Below are 16,593 nucleotides of genomic sequence, written 5' to 3'. Positions count from 1 at the left end.
GCTCACGCTTCGCCGCGCGGTCTTTATTCCCCTTCGCCGGACCGGAACGGGCGCGGCCCGATTCCGTTGAGAGCAGGAGACCGGCCACATTTCGTCGCGGCCGGCCAACGACAAGGACACAACGCCATGAGCTTTCTCGGCAGCATCGTCAGCAAGATCCTGCACCCGTTCGGTGGCGGAAGCACCAGCGCGGAGGCCGCCCCCGCCGACGCACCGGCCGGCACGGCCACGACCGACACGAGCGGCGCCGCAGCGGCCAAGCCCGGCGAGCCGGTGGACGTGGAAGCCGTGCTGAACGGCATGGCCGCGAAGAACTCCCAGACCCTCAACTGGCGGACCTCCATCGTCGACCTGATGAAGCTCCTCGACATCGATTCGAGCCTCAGCGCCCGCAAGTCGCTCGCCGACGAGCTGCACTACACCGGCGACAAGGAAGACTCGGCCACGATGAACGTCTGGCTGCACAAGCAGGTCATCAAGAAGCTCGAAGAGAATGGCGGCAAGGTGCCGGCCGACCTGAAGGATTGATCCACTCCAAACCCTCCCCCCTCTGCGGGGGAGGGTGCCTGCGGAGCAGGCGGGAGAGGGGGCGACGCTTCCGGATAGGGCGCTCCCCTCATCCGACCCGCTTCGCGGGCCACCTTCTCCCGCAGAGGGGAGAAGGACACGTGCACCACCGGCTCTCCACACACCTTCACCCCCGCGCGCGACAGCGCCGGGGGCATGGCCCAAGAGAAGCCCCAAAAGGGGGACGCGGGACGCCGCGAAACCTATTGAGCGCTAGAATTGTTTGCCGGTCCCCCGGCGTCCCGTCAGGCTCCGGCGTTCCCGCCGGGGCCTGTTTTTGCGTCGCGGTGTCTCCAGCGGTCCTCGCGTTGCGTCGCGCTCTGGTGGTGGTCGTTCGATCCCATCCCGGCTGTTCGAACGGACTTTGCCCCGCACGCCCTCTCGTATTGGAGGGGTCGCAATCCTTGTCATGGGAGCCCAGACCGAGGTCGATGCCGGGGCATTTAACTCCCAGTTCCTCGCCCCGATCCGAGCCTCCAGCCTTGGCGAGCCGCCGCCCGGGGCGATGGTGACCGACACCACCGACGCAGGCACCGCCCCGCCGCCCCTTTCGGCCCACCCGGTCGGTCACCGGACAGGCCCCCTTCGCTGGGCGGCAGGTGTGGGGATATAGGCATGGACTAGGAATTTTGTCAATAATAAACTTGAGTTCGAGAGCGGGTGGTTTACATGTGGCTCATCGGAAGCGGGTCGCTACCGGTTGACAGCATTGTTTATGTAAATTGTTATGCCCACAATATAAAACAATAGATTTGGGATTGAAATGGCTTTGTACTTTACGAACCGGCGCCTACATCAGATGTTTTGCGATATAAAGCCTCACTTAAATAGCAGTAAACGCAAGGATTTTGTTGGGCGCCTCAATAGCCCATCAGTTGACCAGTCGCTTCCCGCAGAAATCGAACTCGCTTTAATTTGGGCGCTTGCACAGACGGGAGATATCGACGTCGAACCAGAATGGCTCACAGAGATTAAACGGCCTGATGCATACACTGAAACACTAATCCCTGGCTATCCAGCAGTTGTGGAGATCACTGCCCACAGCAATGGACGAATGGCATTTGAGGATCCCATGGTCAAATCCGCCACGAGAATTTCGGAATTTGCGGACACCGTTGAACGAAAATTTAGTGAGAAATTGCGTTTTTGCTTCTCTTGTTTACGAATATATAGAAATAACACATTCGAAAGACTACCAAAAGCTCGACAGAACTACAAAATTTCGCAGCACGGAAAAAATCAAATTCGACGCTGGATTGAAGTCGGCGAAGATCGGCTTGAGTATCTTCAGTTCGAGGATGGCGAAGTTGAATGCCAAATACGATACACAATTCCAGCGCGAATTCCTATGAGACAACGAGTCTGGACAACTGCACCACCCGAAACATACGACCTCGTCGACAATCCTCTTTTCGAAGCGTTGGACCGAAAACGTAAGCAACTTTCTGGCACTCCAGATGGGATTGCTCGAATTATTTTCATCGCTGACGCTGGATCGGATCTACTACGGAAAATCGATAGCAGCAGCATGCGAGACTGGAGCAATCCTAAAACTGGCTCCCAAATTATCGAAAATTTTCTTTTAAAGAGAAAGCTAGATATCGACGCAGTCGTTGTCTTTACGCCTCACAGATCAACAGAGTCACCATTTGGAATTCCCGCAATTTTAAATCAGTCAAAAGTTCAATGGCTTACTAAGATTTTTACTAGCAGTGAGTTTAGCGCAGACTTGTCAGGACTTGAGAATATACGGCGAGCCCTTCCAAATCCTAAGCGCGAGGGATATCAGGCTAGATCAATCGGTCAACAGTATCATACATCTAAAATTCGAACTCGTTTATATCGTGGATATAGAATTGTGTCTGACATGAAAAGTATGAAGTTTAGCATATCATCGAAGGCATTATTTGATCTGTTATCAGGCATGCCAATGGATGAAATTTTAAGAGATGCTATTCCGGAACAGATTCCAGCGCTGCGCGATCGTGGATATACGATTAATGATATAAAATTCGAATCAAAAGGCCTCGACTCCGACGACGATCACATCGTAATCACCCTTGCACCAGATCTTTCTAATACGCCGTTTTCCATAGATTAGATTGAATTAAATCAGCAACACAATTAAAGCTCGGCTAGAAATAAACAAACATTCATATCAAATCATTCAATATAGAATTTGGATAATATTATTATACAGGCAAAAAACAATTCATCGATCACCGCCCCGTCCGCACCCGCGTCCAATTCCGCGTCACGAACCGCTGCGTCCGGTCATCCCAGGCCTGGTTGGTGAACAGCCGCTGCATCGTCGCCTCGTCCGGGTAGATGCCGGCATTCGAAAGAATCTCCGGCTTCACCAGGGGTTTGGCGGCGAGGTTGCCGTTGGCGTAGGAAACGAAGTTGGTGTTGGCGGCGGCGACCTCGGGGCGCATCAGGTAGTCGATGAAGCGGTGCGCCTCCTCCGGGTGAGGGGCGTCCTTCGGGATGGCGAGGGCGTCGAACCACATCAGCGCGCCTTCCTTCGGGATGAAATAGGCGATCTCGACGCCGTTCTTCGATTCCTCGGCGCGTTTCTTGGCCTGCATCACATCGCCGGAATAGCCGACCGCGAGGCAGAGGTCGCCGTTGGCGAGCCCGTTGATGTATTCCGAGGAGTGGAATTTTCGCACCGAGCCGCGCACCTTAAACAGGGCGTCGGTGACCTGGGAGAGGTCGTCCCAGCGCTTGGTGTCGGGCTTGAGGCCGTAGGCCGGCAGCATGCTCGGGATCAGGTCCTCGGGGCTGTCGAGCATCATCACCCCGCACTCCTTGAGCTTGGCCATCAGCGAGGGATTGAGCACCAGGGTCCAGGTGTTGAGGGGCTGGTTGGGGCCGAGGCGCTCGCGCACCGGGCCGAGATTCACGCCGATGCCGGTGGTGCCCCACATGTAATCGACCGCATAGGCGTTGCCGGGGTCGTAGACCGCCAGACGCTGGGCGATCTCGGGCCAGGCGTGTTTGAGGTTGGGGATCTTGGCCTTGTCGAGGGGCCGGAACACGCCGGCCTTGATCAGCCGCTGCAGGAACGGGCCGGTGGGCACCACGAGATCGTAGCCGGACTGGCCGGCCAGCAGCTTCGTCTCCAGGATCTCGTTGTTGTCGTAGGTGTCGTACACGACCTTGATGCCGGTCTCCTTGGTGAAGGCGTCCAGCATCTTGGGGTCGATATAGTCCGACCAATTGTAGATGTTGACCACGCGTTCGGGGCCCTTGGGCTCCTCAGCCTGCGCCGAATTGAGGAAGGCGAAGGCCAGGAACAGCGACCCGGCGAGGCTGAGCGCCAGCGCAATCAGAAGGATGACGAAAACGATCCGGCGCATCGGCTGGCTCCTCGCGTGTCGGTGCGTCAGGCGGTGCGTTTGGCCGCGACGACGACGATCTCCACGAGGTATTCGGGTGCGGCGAGCTTGGCCTCCACCGTGGCGCGGGCGGGCGGGTTCTCCTTCGAGACCCAGGCGTCCCAGGCGGCGTTCATCTCGGCGAAGGTGGCGATGTCGGCGAGATAGATCGTGGTGGAGAGGATCCGGCTCTTGTCGCTGCCGGCCTGGGCGAGCAGCCGGTCGATCTCGGCAAGGATCTCCCGCGTCTGCGCGGTGACGCCGACCCCCACCACCGTGCCGGCCACCTGGCCCGCGAGGTAGACCATGTCGCCATAGGTGACCGCCTGGCTCATGCGGGCGCCGGATTCGAAACGGGTGATCGTGGTCATGCGGGGATACTCGAGAATGGGGGAGGGTGCCCCCGCGTTGTGCCGTGCGGGAGGGCCGCCCGTAAAGGGGCAGGGGGACGCGCCCCCTCGGGGAATGAGACATTCTCGCCACGCCGGGCGCAACCCATCCCGCGGTGCGGCGTTGCTTGACCAATACGGCCAAGTCCGGCGGGGACAATCCCGGCCGCCGCGTATCGGGGATCATCTCATGGGTATCATCTGGACCATCATCATCGGCTTCCTCGCCGGTGTCGTCGCCAAGTTCATCATGCCGGGCGACAAGGAGCCCGCGGGCTTCATCCTCACCACCATCCTCGGCATCGTCGGCGCCTTCGTCGCCACCTTCCTCGGCCAGGCCCTCGGCTGGTACGGCCCCAACCAGGGCGCGGGCTTCATCGGCGCGGTGGTCGGCGCCATCGTGGTGCTCGCCATCTACGGCTTCATCGCCAGCCGCCGCACCACCACCCTCTGAGGCTCATGGGGTGCGGGTCGTGTGACCCGCGCCGGAGATCGGCAAGACAAAAGGGGCGCCCCATCGGAGCGCCCCTTTTTTGTGTCTTGGCTTCAGGAGATTTGGGTTCAGGAGATGTAGCCTGCCGACTTGACCGGGCAATGGCCGGTGGCGCCGCGAATGGCGAGGCCGGCACCGACCACGAGGGCGGCCAGGCTCAGCCACTTGTTCGGCCGGGGCTGGGCGGCGGCGGCCGCGATGCCGAGGCCGAGCACCACGGACACCGCCCGCTCGGTGGTGGACAGGTTCGCTTCGCCCTCGAAGATGCTCGGAATCATCGGATCTGCCATGGTGGAGTCTACTCCTCGTGTTGCGTCGCGGGGCGAACGCGGCGGGAGGATGGGTGTTCCGAGAGAACGGAGGCCGGATGGGTACGAGCACACGCAAACCGATCCCCGTGGCCGAGATCCGCCGCCTCGCCGGCCCGGAAGTGTTCACGCGCGGCGAGGAGTACCGGCGCCGGGGCGCGGTCTCCGACCTCGTGATGCGCGGCGACACCCTCACCGCCGCGGTGGCGGGGAGCGAGATCGACCCCTACCGGGTGAGCATCCGCATCGCGCGGGGCAAGGCGACGGCCTTTTCCTGTAGCTGCCCCTACGAATGGGGCGGCGCCTGCAAGCATGTGGTGGCGGCGCTGCTCACCCTCGCCGACGACCCCGGCTCCGCCGCCGCCCGTCCGACCCTGGAGGCCCTTCTCGCCCCCTTGAGCGCCGAGGCCCTGCGCGACCTGATCCTGCGGCGGGCCGAGGAGGATCCCGACCTCACCGGCTGGATCGAGGCGGACCTCGCCACCGCTCTGCGCCCCGGCAGCGCGCCGGTGGACACAACCGCCGTCTCCGCACGCGCCCGCGCCGTGCTCTCCGGCCCCTCCCGACACCGCGACTTCTGGTACGGCTATCGCCCCAGCGGCAATGCCGACGCCCTGCGCCACCTGGCGGACAAGGCCGTGCCGCACATGGAGGCCGGCGACGGTCGCAGCGCCCTGCGCATCCTCGAGGCCGTGGCCGAACCCGTGATCGAGGACTGGCTCGGCGGCGGCTACGAGACGGACGAGGAATTCTACCTCCTGTTCCACGATCTCGGGCGGATGATGGCCGAGGCGGCGCTGCTCTCCGACCTCGACGGGGGCGAGCGGGAGGCGCTGGTGGACACCCTGGAGGGCTGGGACGCGGAGCTCTACGACTACGGCGTCGAGGACGGCTTCGGCATCGCGGCCCGCGCCCTGGAGCAGGGCTGGGACGGTCCCGCGCTCAACGCCATCCTGGAGGGCGGGACCGGGCCGTGGCCGGCGGACGACGAGGACCTCACCGAGCTCGAACTCACCGCGATCCGCCTGCGGGTGCTCGACGCGCGGGGCCACGGCGACGCCTATCTCAACCTCGCCCGGGCCGTCGGCGCCGAGGCGCGCGTCGCCACCATGCTCGTGCGGCTCGGCCGGATCGCGGAGGCGGTGGCGCATGGCAGCGCCCGCTTCACCCTGCCGGACGAGGCCCTCGACCTCGCACGGGCCCTCGTGGAGGCGGGCCGGTCCGATGAGGCGTTCCACGTCGCCGAGGCCGGGCTCGGCCTCGCGGGGGGCGATGCCGGCGACAGGGACGACGAACCGTGGCGTCCCGGCGCCTCGGTCCTTCCCCTGGGCCATTGGCTGCGCGAGGCCGCCGCCGAGGCAGGGCACACGGAGCTGGCCGTCCGGGCCGCCCGCGCGGCCTTCCGGCGCTCGCTGTCGCGCGAGGATTACGAGGCCGCGCGCGCCGTCGTGGGGGAGGGCTGGGACCGGCTGAAGCCCGATCTCCTCACCGGGCTGATCGCCGCCGACCGCGCGCCCGACCGGATCGAGATCCTCCTCGACGAGGGGATGATCGACGAGGCGGTCGCCGCCATCGGCGAGGCGACGGGCTACGACACGCCCGAGCCGGTGACTTTGCGCCTGCTGGAGGCGGCGCATGGGCGCCATTCCGATTGGGTGATCCGCACCGCCGAGCGCAAGGCCGTCGCGATCATCGCTCAGGGTCAAGCGGGCCGCTACGATGTCGCCGCGGCCTTCCTCGCGCGCGCCGCCCAAGCCTACGACGCGGCGGGACGGATCGACGACTGGACCGCCCGCATCGAGGACCTCATCGCCACACATCGCCGCAAGCACAAGCTCCGCCCCCTGCTGGCGGCCCTGCGCTACGACGCGTGAGCCTCACGCCCGTACATGGCCGGCGGGGTTCGATGCGGCGACAAGGCCGTCGTCGATCTCGCTCGCCCGCAACGCCGCCGGCCGGCCATAGAGCCGGCCGACATAGGCCTCGAAGGCGGGGCGGCGCGGAATCGTGCCGAACTGCATGCCCCAGCCGAGATGCGAGCCGAGATAGAGGTCGGCGGCGCTGAACCGGCCGCCCGCGAGATACTCCGTGCCCGAGACCGCGCCTTCCAGGGTATCGAGCACCTCGGCCATGCTGCCGTAGCCGGCCATGCCCTTGCGCTCGGGCGGCACATCGATACCGAGCGCCGTGTTCAGGACGGCCGCCTCCACCGGCCCGGCGGCGAAGAACAGCCAGCGGTAATACGCTCCGCGCTCCGCGCTGCCGGGTGGCGGTGCGAGACCGGCGTCGGGGAACGCATCGGCGAGATAAGCGAGGATGGCGGCGCATTCGGTGACCACGCTCTCGCCATGGCGCAGGGCCGGCACCTTCCCCATGGGATTGATGCCGAGATAGGCCGGCTGCTTCAGCGCTGTGAAATCGAGGATCTCTGCCCGGTAGGGCCGCCCGACCTCCTCCAGCATCCAGCGCACGATCCGCCCGCGCGACATCGGGTGGGTGTAGAGGATGAGGTCGTCGCTCATGGGGCCTCCCTGGGGACGGTGGTCGTCGGCGATTCGCCGAGGCCGGGGAGGGTACGGAGCCTGCCGGAGCCGGCAAGGGCCCGTGGCTGCCACCAAACCACCTCCGCCTCAGGTGCGGCGCCGCGGCCTCGACGGAGGGTTCCGGGGATCACAATGATGTCTGGAGGCCTCCTTCGAGGCCTGCGCTCCGCTCCGTCACCTCAGGATGAGGTGGTTTGGTGGGATGGGCCATGTGCGGCAGGCCCTATCGCCATCACCTGACGTCCCACCCAATCCCCTCATCCTGAGGCGCCGCGTAGCGGCCTCGAAGGAGGGCTCCAGAAGATCGCGGTGGGTTCTGGAGCCCTCCTTCGAGGTCTCCGCTCCGCCCCGTTCCTCTCCGAACTTTCATGCATCGGTCGAGGTCGATGTCATCGATACACACCCAGGGCGCAGCGGAACGATCATGGCCATCCGCCTCTGACGATACCGGATGATGGACCGAGCACCGGGCACGACCATCTCGATCATGGGCGCGCTTCCCGAGGCATCCGTGCCCCAAACGAAAAAGCGCGGCCCCTCTCGGGACCGCGCTCTTCATTCTCGATCACCCCGAAGGCTGAGACGTCTCACGCGTCCTGGCGGGGTCCGCGGGCGCGGTCCTGCTCGGCGTTGCGCTCGGCCTTGAGCTTCTCGGTGAGGTCTTCGCCGGTCTCCTGGTCGACGACCTTCATGGAGAGGCGGATCTTGCCGCGATCGTCCGCGCCGAGGAACTTCACCTTGACCTTCTGGCCGTCCTTGACGACGTCCGTCACCTTGGCGACGCGCTGGGCGGCGAGTTCCGAGATGTGGACGAGACCGTCCTTGGCGCCGAAGAAGTTCACGAAGGCGCCGAACTCCATGCACTTCACGACGGTGCCGTCGTAGATCATGCCGACTTCGGCTTCCGCCACGATCGACCGGATCCAGTTATAGGCGGCCTTGATGGCCTTGCCGTCGCTGGAGGCGATCTTCACCGTGCCGGTGTCGTCGATGTTGATCTTGGCGCCGGTCTTCTCGACGATCTCGCGGATCACCTTGCCGCCGGTGCCGATCACTTCCCGGATCTTGTCGGTGGGGATCTGCATGGTCTCGATGCGGGGCGCGTATTCGCCGAGCTCGGGACGGGCATCGGTGAGGGCCTTGGCCATCTCGCCGAGGATGTGGACGCGGCCTTCCTGCGCCTGATGCAGGGCGACCTTCATGATCTCCTCGGTGATGCCGGCGATCTTGATGTCCATCTGCAGCGAGGTGATGCCGGCTTCCGTGCCCGCCACCTTGAAGTCCATGTCGCCGAGGTGATCCTCGTCGCCGAGGATGTCGGACAGCACGGCGTAGCGCTCACCCTCGAGGATGAGGCCCATGGCGATGCCCGCCACCGGACGGCGCAGGGGCACGCCGGCATCCATCAGCGACAGCGAGGCGCCGCAGACGGAGGCCATCGAGGAGGAGCCGTTGGACTCGGTGATCTCGGACACGACGCGGATCGTGTACGGGAACTCGTGGGCCGGCGGCAGGACGGGGTGGACGGCGCGCCAGGCGAGCTTGCCGTGGCCGATCTCGCGACGGCCCGGGGAGCCCATGCGGCCGGTCTCGCCCACCGAGTAGGGAGGGAAGTTGTAGTGCAGCAGGAAGGTCTCCTTGTAGGTGCCTTCGAGCGCGTCGATGAACTGCTCGTCCTCGCCGGTGCCGAGGGTGGCGACCACGAGGGCTTGGGTCTCGCCGCGGGTGAAGAGCGACGAACCGTGGGCGCGCGGCAGCACGCCGACCTGGGACACGATCGGGCGCACGGTGCGGACGTCGCGTCCGTCGATGCGGGAGCCCGTGTCGAGGATGTTCCAGCGCACGACCTTCGACTGCGCTTCCTTGAACGCGGCCTTGACCTTCTCGGCCGGGAACTTGGCCTCGCCCTCGGCTGGGCAGAGCGCGGCCATCACCTTCGCCTTCACGGCGTCGACGGCGGCGTAGCGCTCCTGCTTGACGGTGTTCTTGTAGGCGTCGCGGAGTTCCGCTTCGCAGACGTCGAGCACGGCCTTCTCCACGTCGCCGTTCTCGGGCGCGGAGAAGTTGCGGGGCTCCTTGGCGGCCTTCTCGGCGAGGCGGATGATGGCGTCGATGACCGGCTGGAAATGCTTGTGGCCGAACATCACGGCGCCGAGCATGGTCTCTTCGTCGAGTTCCTTGGCCTCGGATTCCACCATCAGCACGGCGTCCTGCGTGCCGGCGACGACGAGATCCAGGGTCGAGTTCTCGAGCTCGGGAACCGGCGGGTTCAGGATGTACTGGCCGTTGACGTAGCCGACGCGGGCCGCGCCGATCGGGCCGGTGAAGGGCACGCCCGACAGGGTGAGGGCGGCGGAGGCCGCCACCATGGCGAGGATGTCGGGATCGTTCTCGAGGTCGTGGGTCAGGACGGTGACGACGACCTGGGTGTCGTTGCGCCAGCCTTCGACGAAGAGGGGGCGGATCGGGCGGTCGATGAGGCGGGAGACCAGCGTCTCCTTCTCGGAGGGACGGCCTTCGCGCTTGAAGTATCCGCCGGGGATGCGGCCGGCGGCGTAGGCGCGCTCCTGGTAGTTCACGGTGAGCGGCAGGAAGTCGATTCCGGCCTTAGGCTCCTTGCCGGACACGACGGTGGCCAGCACCGAGGTCTCGCCATACGTCGCCATCACGGCGCCGTCGGCCTGGCGGGCGACCTTGCCCGTCTCGAGGACGAGCTTGCGGTCGCCCCAGATCAGCTCTTCACGTTGTACGTCGAACATATGTCATGCCTTCCTGCGGTCGGGCGTGCCCGGCGCCGCCAGGGGCAAGACGGCGAGGAGTTCCGCGCCGGACCGGCGAAGAACTCCTGGCGATCCTGTCCCCGACGAGTGCGCCTCGAAGCGGCCCGATGGTCGCGCGGCCAGACCCATTCCGGCAGCGCGGGACGTCAATGAAACGCGGCCCTGAGCCAGGCTCGGGACCGCGAAAATCGCCTTAGCGGCGGATGCCGAGACGCTCGATGAGGCTGCGGTAGCGGGCCTCGTCCTTGCGCTTGACGTAGTCGAGCAGCGAGCGGCGCTGCGAGACCATCTTCAGGAGGCCGCGGCGGGAATGGTTGTCCTTGCCGTGGGTCTTGAAGTGGCCGGTGAGGTTGGTGATCCGCTCGGTGAGGATCGCCACCTGGACCTCCGGAGAACCGGTGTCCTTGCCGCCGGTCGCGTATTCCTTGATGAGCGCAGTCTTGCGCTCGGCCGAAATCGACATCGCATTCCCTTTCGATACGGGTTTTCGGATCGAGACGGTTTTCTTCGAGAAAGACCGCCTCAGCCTGCGACGGGGCCTGTGCCGGGATGTCGTCCAGCACGGTCGCGTTCACAAGCAGTTTTAGCCCCGTGCCCGTTTCCGGGTCGAGGCCAGGGGACACATACACGAATCCGGGCTTCGTGCCACCCCCGTCCCGGCGCCTGCCCGGACGGATGCCGGGCCTTCGCTCCGCCACGGCGGAGCATCCGGAACGACGCAAGGCCGCCTCGGGCCATTCCAAGTCTAACGTCTTGATTTATCGTATTGTCTGTCGACGAGCCGGGCTCCATTTCGCTGCAAAGGTCACACTGCAACAAATTCGATCTTCTGTCTTTTGCATTCAAACTTAAATGTGATAAAGGCTCGGCCTCAACTAAGAAGCGCAATCAGGTTTTCCGAAACGACTGGGGGTGGAATGAACCGGATCATCATCAAGATCGGAAGACCGATAGCATTTGCTGTTATTGCTTTCGTTTCAAGTTATTACTTGTTTGGCTCGGCCTTTATCGCGTTGGCACTTAGCCTGATCCCCCTGCTGCTCGGGGGGCTTGGTGTCTTCGAGAGCTTTTCCTACACAGTCGCGGCGCTGATCTTCGTCGCCGCCGTGATCTGGGCCGTCGTTCCCGCCGGGACGAAGGAGTTCGTCAAGCAACACTACGATGCCGCCGTGAAGGAGTTCGTGGCCGGGATGCCCGACACGAAGAAAACGGACTGAGCCGGTATCGAAAACGGCGTTCGCCGGTTCTGCGGCCGGACCGCCCCGACACTCAGAAGCTTGAGCGCAGCCCGATGGGCGGACGGAATCAGCCGGAGGCGGACAGTCGATCCGGCACAGCGGAGCTCACCGCGCGGATGTCCCGCACGAGCGCGTCGATCCGCTCGAGCTCGGAATCCCAGGCGAACATGAACCGGGCGCCACCGCCGATGAAGGTGTAGAAACGCCAGCCCCTGTCCCGCAAGGCGTCCAGTCGCTCGGGCGATGCCTTCAGGAACACGGCGTTGGCCTCCACCGGAAACATGGCGGTAAAGCCCGGGCACTCCGCCACCGCCCCGGCGAGGCGTCGCGCGCAGGCATTGGCATGGGCCGCGTTGCGGAGCCAGGCACCGCCCTCCAGCATTCCGACCCAGGGCGCGGTGAGAAAACGCATCTTCGAGGCGAGCTGCCCCGCCTGCTTGCAGCGATAGCCGAAATCCTCGGCGAGGGCGGGATCGAAGAACAGGATCGCCTCGCCCGCCGCCATGCCGTTCTTGGTGCCGCCGAAGCAGAGCAGGTCGACTCCCGCCTTCCAGGTCATCTCCGCCGGCTCACAGCCGAGGCTGGCGCAGGCATTGGCGAAGCGCGCGCCGTCCATGTGGAGGCGCAGGCCGAGGTCCCGGCAGGCGGCCGAAACCGCCCGGATCTCGTCGAGGGTATAGAGCTGCCCGGTCTCCGTCGGCTGGGTGATCGTCACGACGCGGGGTTTGGGGAAATGAATGTCGGAGCGCCCCGTCGCGAGCCCCCTGATGAGGGCGGGCGTGAGCTTTCCGTCCGGGCTCGCCGCCACCAGCAGTTTCGAGCCGTTGGAGAAGAATTCCGGGGCGCCGCACTCGTCGGTCTCCACGTGCGCCGAGGCCGAGCAGATGACGCTGTGATAGGACTGGCACAGGGAGGCCAGCGCCAGGGAGTTCGCGGCGGTACCGTTGAAGGCGAAGAACACCTCCGCATCCGGCTTGTCGAACAGATCGCGGAACGCGTCCGACGCCCGCTTCGTCCAGACATCCTCGCCATAGGCGGGCACCGAGCCGCCATTGGCCGCTTCGGTGGCGGCCCAGGCCTCGGGACAGATGCCGGCGTAGTTGTCGCTGGCGAATTGCTGGGGTTCGGACTTCATCGTCGCTGCGCCTTCCGTCGGTCCCAAAGGGGAGCCGAAGCGACGCGTGGCGAAACCCGTTTCGTTGCCGGTTCGGCCACATCCCCTCCAGTCGATGAGGGCTCCACCTTGCTCGGATCAGCAGGTTGGCGTCGGGCGTCGCCGCGACTCTTGATGCAGGAGGAGACTTAGCAGCGCGCGGGGCCGGCCGCAACGCGAAGAGAATATGCGTGCCGCCCGTCCTCCCACACTGGGAGGACGGGCGAGGAGCGAACTTCAGGCAGTCGGGCGACCCGAGCGGCCGGAATAGCGGCGGCGGAGGTAGGAGACGACCTTGGGGAGAAGGAAGGCGAGGATCAGCTTGCGCATTTGGAGCACACTCCGGAGCGGTGAATAAGATGCGGCGCCCATCCGGGGCCGCCAGTCCGAAGTGCAATGATCGGCAGGGCCTTGCGTTCCTCGGCCGGCCATACGGAGAGGATGCGCCCGCCCGTCACAGGTCGAGGGTCAGCGTCACCGGTACGTGGTCGGAGGGTCGCTCCCAGCCCCGCGCCTCGCGGAACACGTCCACGGAGCGCGCGGTGCCGATGAGGTCGGGCGAGATCCAGGCATGGTCGAGGCGCCGCCCCTTGTTGGCGGCCGACCAGTCCGGCGAGCGGTAGCTCCACCACGTGTAGATCTTCTCGGGCTCCGGGGTGAGCACGCGGGCGGCGTCGATCCAGCCGGCTTCCCCGCGCAGTTCTTCCAGGGCCTGCGTCTCCACCGGCGTATGGCTGACCACGGAGAGCAACTGCTTGTGCGACCAGACGTCGTGTTCGAGGGGCGCCACGTTGAGGTCGCCCACCAGGATCGCCGGGCCGGCCATGCGCCGTGCGCCCCAGGCGCGCAGGTCGCGCAGGAAATCGAGCTTGTGCGCGAATTTCGGATTGAGCCCGACATCCGGAACGTCGCCGCCGGCCGGGACGTAGAAATTGTGGATCACGAGGCCTGCCGCCGCGCCCGCCTCCGGCCCGAGCACCGCCGAGATGTGGCGGGCATCCGGCTTCCCGCAGAAGGCCATGACGTCGCGGGTGAGCAGGGGAAAGCGCGACAGGATGGCGACACCGTTGTAGCCCTTCTGGCCCGCGAAGACGACGTGCTCGTAGCCGGAACCCCGCAGGGCCTTGAGCGGAAACGCGTCGTCCGGGCACTTGGTCTCCTGCAGGCAGAGCACGTCGGGCTTCGCTTGCGCGAGGAACCGCAGCACGAGATCGATGCGCAACCGCACCGAATTGATGTTCCAGGTGGTGACGGAGAGGCGCAACGGGTCTAGCTCACAGATGTGATAAGGGACGGGATCGGCCGCTTCGATAGACCGGATCGGCCCGCCCGTCGCCGCACAAATGCCGCGTTCCATCAGCGAGAAGGACGCGCCGTCGCCGTTTCAGGAAGGATCGCCCGTCGTGTCGCGCACCCGCTCTGCGCTCTTCAACGTCTACTGGGCCGCCTGGACCGCCTGTTTCGCGCTTCCCCTCGTGGTGCTCGCGGCCCTCGGCTGCCCGACGAAGCCGATCCGGGCGGCGACGCGGCTGTGGTCGCGCGGCATCCTGTTCGGCCTGCGCCACATCGTCGGCCTGTCCTATGTGGAGGAGGGGCGCGCCCACATCCCCGCAGAGCCGTGCCTCATCGTGGCCAACCACCAATCGGCCTGGGAGACCCTGGCCTTCCTCATCCTGATCCCGAACGTCGCCATCGTGGCCAAGCGCGAACTCGTGGCGATCCCCATCGTCGGCTGGTTCCTGCGCCGCTCGCCGATGATCATCATCGACCGGGCCAACGGCACCCAGGCCCTGCGCACCATGATCGACGAGAGCCGGATGGCCATCGCGGAGGGGCGCTCGATCCTGATGTTCCCGGAGGGCACCCGCAGCACCATCGACGCGCCGGTGCAGTTCAAGCGTGGGGTCGAGCTGCTCTATGCCAAGCTCGGTCTGCCCGTCCTGCCGGTGGCGGTGAATTCGGGCCTGTACTGGCCCCATGGCGGCTCGCGACACATTCCCGGAACGGTGGTGGTGAGCTACCTCGCGACCCTGAAGCCGGGCCTCTCCGGCGGCGAGTTCATGCGGGGCACGCAGGACGCGATCGACGCGGAACTGAATCGCTGGCGGAGCGGAGCCCCGGCCGTCGCGCTTCAGGTGTCGTAAGTCTTCGGAGCGACCTCAATGGCGTCGAGACTCGCACGAATCGCCCCGAACGCACCAAAGCAGGGTTTGAGATCGATCTCGATATCGCCGAGGCCGAGCCCCGTGCAGCTATGCGTCGGGTGAACCGGGCGATCCGTGGCCCATCGCAACCTTAGACCGCCAATCACATTCTGACGGCCGAATCCCGCCAGGCTGACATCGATCATGTCCGTCAGGACCAAGGTGACGCGGGCGTATTCGCGCCGTCCTCTTGCGCGCGTCTCGACGTCGAGCTTAAGGAGATTTCGACCGGAGCAGTCGAGGGTCAAGGCAACGAGTTCGGCATCGCCGAAATTCGGGGACCCGCCCATCCACGCCAGCAACGCGGCGCCGCCCGGTGTCGCCTCGATGACGGCACTGGTCTGGTCCGGCTCTTCCGTCATCGATCTCTCCAGCAGCCGCCGGCCGCACACCACCCGTTCCATATACCCGCCGCGTCAGGGGAAGCCGATCAGGGGAACGAGGCCGGTGACAGATCGGCAGGGCTTGATGAGCGAAAAACCCTCCCCCCTGTGCGGGGGAGGGTGCCTGCGGAGCAGGGGGGAGAGGGGCCGCCCCTTTCCGGAAATGGCGCTCCCCTCATCCGACCCGCTGACGCGGGCCACCTTCTCCCGCAAAGGGGAGAAGGGAGGCACTCGCGATCACTGCGCCTTGATCTGCTTCTCCATCGCCTTGTCTTCGCTGCGCCCGTAATTGATGAAGAACTGGCTGCCGTCGATGGCCTTGCCCTTCTGCAGGTTCGAGAGCTGGACCGTGGTCTGGTAGCCCTGCGGATCGGTGATCCGCCACTGGCTGAGGGTCTTCATCTCGGCGTCGAAGAACAGCTGGATCTTCGAGGTGCCGCCCAGCGTCGCCCGGTCCTCGAGCGAGATGCGGATGCCGCCCGGATCGTTGGCGATGTCCGACACGGTGAGGTCGCGGGCGAGGTCGATCTTGTCGCGCAGCAGGAATTTCAGTGGCGTCTGCGAGATGAAATAGAGGTCCTGGGTCTTCAGCTTGCGGTCCTTCACCGCCACCGACGTGCCGTCCGCCACCACCTCCATGGGGGAGGGCTGGTCGTAGTCGAAGCGCAGGCGGCCGGGCTTGGCCAGGGTCAGCTTGCCGCCGATGCGGCGCCCGTCGCCGGCGATCTGGACGAAGTTGCCGCTGAGCGTGGTCATCCCGTTGAAATAGGCGTTGGCCTGGGCGAGCACGGCGGCGGGCTCGGCATCCAACATGGACGCCGCCGCGGTGGGGGCACCGACGGCGGCCACCTTGGCGGGCGCGTCCGAGGGCGCGGCCTTCGCGGCGGGCTTCGCGCCGGGAGCCGCCTTGTCCGACCCCGCCTTGGCGTCCTTGGCGGGTTTGGGCGCCTGGGCCGCAGGCTTCTTCGGCGCGGTGGGAGCGGCCGGGGGCGCTTCCGGCTCGGGAGCGGGGGCCGGCGCGGGCTGCTCCTTGCGGCCGAACAGGCCGTCGAGGAAGGACGAGACCTGCGCCGAGGCCGGCGCGGGCTGGAGGCCGGCCGCCAGCACGAGGAGCGAGCCGGCGGCGAGAAGGTGGCGTCGGCCGGTCATCCTGGG

Annotated in this window: 16 protein-coding genes and 1 riboswitch; of the genes, 6 read left to right on the top strand and 10 right to left on the bottom strand. The window is 65.5% G+C overall.

The window, feature by feature from the left end:
- Positions 1–126 precede the first annotated feature (126 nt).
- Together A3OM_RS0112660 and A3OM_RS25870 are read left to right on the top strand one after the other, a co-directional pair.
- The gene (locus A3OM_RS0112660; RefSeq protein ID WP_018044134.1) at positions 127–528 is read left to right on the top strand and encodes a DUF3597 domain-containing protein; all 402 of its coding nucleotides are present in this window, start codon (positions 127–129) and stop codon (positions 526–528) included.
- Positions 529–1,330: 802 nt separating this feature from the next.
- The gene (locus tag A3OM_RS25870) at positions 1,331–2,668 is read left to right on the top strand and encodes a hypothetical protein (protein WP_157196485.1); all 1,338 of its coding nucleotides are present in this window, start codon (positions 1,331–1,333) and stop codon (positions 2,666–2,668) included.
- A 118-nt stretch (positions 2,669–2,786) separates the two neighbouring features.
- Here the strand turns inward: A3OM_RS25870 and A3OM_RS0112655 are convergent, their stop codons facing one another.
- Entirely contained in the window at positions 2,787–3,929 is a 1,143-nt protein-coding gene (locus tag A3OM_RS0112655; protein WP_018044133.1) for a polyamine ABC transporter substrate-binding protein, read from the bottom strand.
- 26 nt (positions 3,930–3,955) lie between these two features.
- A complete protein-coding gene (locus tag A3OM_RS0112650; RefSeq protein ID WP_018044132.1) occupies positions 3,956–4,318 on the bottom strand; it encodes a RidA family protein in 363 nt (120 codons plus the stop codon).
- A gap of 208 nt (positions 4,319–4,526) precedes the next feature.
- Here A3OM_RS0112650 and A3OM_RS0112645 point away from each other — a divergent pair, with 208 nt between their 5' ends.
- Positions 4,527–4,790, top strand: a complete 264-nt coding sequence (locus A3OM_RS0112645) for a GlsB/YeaQ/YmgE family stress response membrane protein (protein WP_018044131.1) — start codon at positions 4,527–4,529, stop codon at positions 4,788–4,790.
- Between the two features lie 107 nt (positions 4,791–4,897).
- Here A3OM_RS0112645 and A3OM_RS0112640 read toward each other — a convergent pair whose 3' ends face one another.
- Positions 4,898–5,119, bottom strand: a complete 222-nt coding sequence (locus A3OM_RS0112640; RefSeq protein ID WP_018044130.1) for a DUF2892 domain-containing protein — start codon at positions 5,117–5,119, stop codon at positions 4,898–4,900.
- Between the two features lie 77 nt (positions 5,120–5,196).
- Between A3OM_RS0112640 and A3OM_RS23975 the strand changes: the two genes are divergently transcribed.
- Positions 5,197–7,011: a hypothetical protein gene (locus A3OM_RS23975; protein ID WP_018044129.1), complete on the top strand. Its 1,815-nt coding sequence runs from the start codon at positions 5,197–5,199 to the stop codon at positions 7,009–7,011.
- A gap of 3 nt (positions 7,012–7,014) precedes the next feature.
- Here A3OM_RS23975 and A3OM_RS0112630 read toward each other — a convergent pair whose 3' ends face one another.
- From A3OM_RS0112630 to rpsO, 3 genes are all read right to left on the bottom strand, one after another.
- Positions 7,015–7,659, bottom strand: a complete 645-nt coding sequence (locus A3OM_RS0112630; protein ID WP_018044128.1) for a glutathione S-transferase family protein — start codon at positions 7,657–7,659, stop codon at positions 7,015–7,017.
- A gap of 608 nt (positions 7,660–8,267) precedes the next feature.
- Entirely contained in the window at positions 8,268–10,439 is a 2,172-nt protein-coding gene (gene pnp, locus A3OM_RS0112625; protein WP_018044127.1) for a polyribonucleotide nucleotidyltransferase, read from the bottom strand.
- A gap of 214 nt (positions 10,440–10,653) precedes the next feature.
- Complete coding sequence (gene rpsO / locus A3OM_RS0112620) at positions 10,654–10,923, bottom strand: 30S ribosomal protein S15 (protein WP_018044126.1); 270 nt, start codon at positions 10,921–10,923, stop codon at positions 10,654–10,656.
- Between the two features lie 454 nt (positions 10,924–11,377).
- Here rpsO and A3OM_RS0112615 point away from each other — a divergent pair, with 454 nt between their 5' ends.
- Positions 11,378–11,677, top strand: coding sequence for a hypothetical protein (locus A3OM_RS0112615; protein WP_018044125.1), 300 nt, complete (start codon positions 11,378–11,380; stop codon positions 11,675–11,677).
- Between the two features lie 88 nt (positions 11,678–11,765).
- On the opposite strand, the gene A3OM_RS0112610 is transcribed toward A3OM_RS0112615, so the two are convergent.
- Together A3OM_RS0112610 and A3OM_RS0112600 are read right to left on the bottom strand one after the other, a co-directional pair.
- Positions 11,766–12,833, bottom strand: a complete 1,068-nt coding sequence (locus tag A3OM_RS0112610; RefSeq protein WP_018044124.1) for a low specificity L-threonine aldolase — start codon at positions 12,831–12,833, stop codon at positions 11,766–11,768.
- Between the two features lie 50 nt (positions 12,834–12,883).
- Positions 12,884–12,995: riboswitch (SAM-I-IV-variant riboswitch) on the bottom strand.
- 310 nt (positions 12,996–13,305) lie between these two features.
- Positions 13,306–14,115 carry an exodeoxyribonuclease III gene (locus A3OM_RS0112600; protein ID WP_018044122.1) on the bottom strand — a complete coding sequence of 270 codons (810 nt, stop codon included), beginning with the start codon at positions 14,113–14,115 and terminating at the stop codon, positions 13,306–13,308.
- 139 nt (positions 14,116–14,254) lie between these two features.
- Here A3OM_RS0112600 and A3OM_RS0112595 point away from each other — a divergent pair, with 139 nt between their 5' ends.
- Entirely contained in the window at positions 14,255–14,995 is a 741-nt protein-coding gene (locus A3OM_RS0112595; protein WP_043764698.1) for a lysophospholipid acyltransferase family protein, read from the top strand.
- Here the strand turns inward: A3OM_RS0112595 and A3OM_RS0112590 are convergent.
- The gene (locus A3OM_RS0112590) at positions 14,983–15,417 is read right to left on the bottom strand and encodes a hypothetical protein (protein WP_051074322.1); all 435 of its coding nucleotides are present in this window, start codon (positions 15,415–15,417) and stop codon (positions 14,983–14,985) included. The genes A3OM_RS0112595 and A3OM_RS0112590 overlap by 13 nt on opposite strands.
- Positions 15,418–15,675: 258 nt before the next feature.
- Complete coding sequence (locus A3OM_RS0112585; RefSeq protein WP_018044119.1) at positions 15,676–16,587, bottom strand: outer-membrane lipoprotein carrier protein LolA; 912 nt, start codon at positions 16,585–16,587, stop codon at positions 15,676–15,678.
- Positions 16,588–16,593: the final 6 nt, after the last annotated feature.

This window comes from Methylobacterium sp. 88A, from assembly GCF_000376345.1.
Classification (GTDB): Bacteria; Pseudomonadota; Alphaproteobacteria; order Rhizobiales; family Beijerinckiaceae; genus Methylobacterium; species Methylobacterium bullatum.
This window is presented reverse-complemented; position numbering and strand designations above follow the sequence as displayed.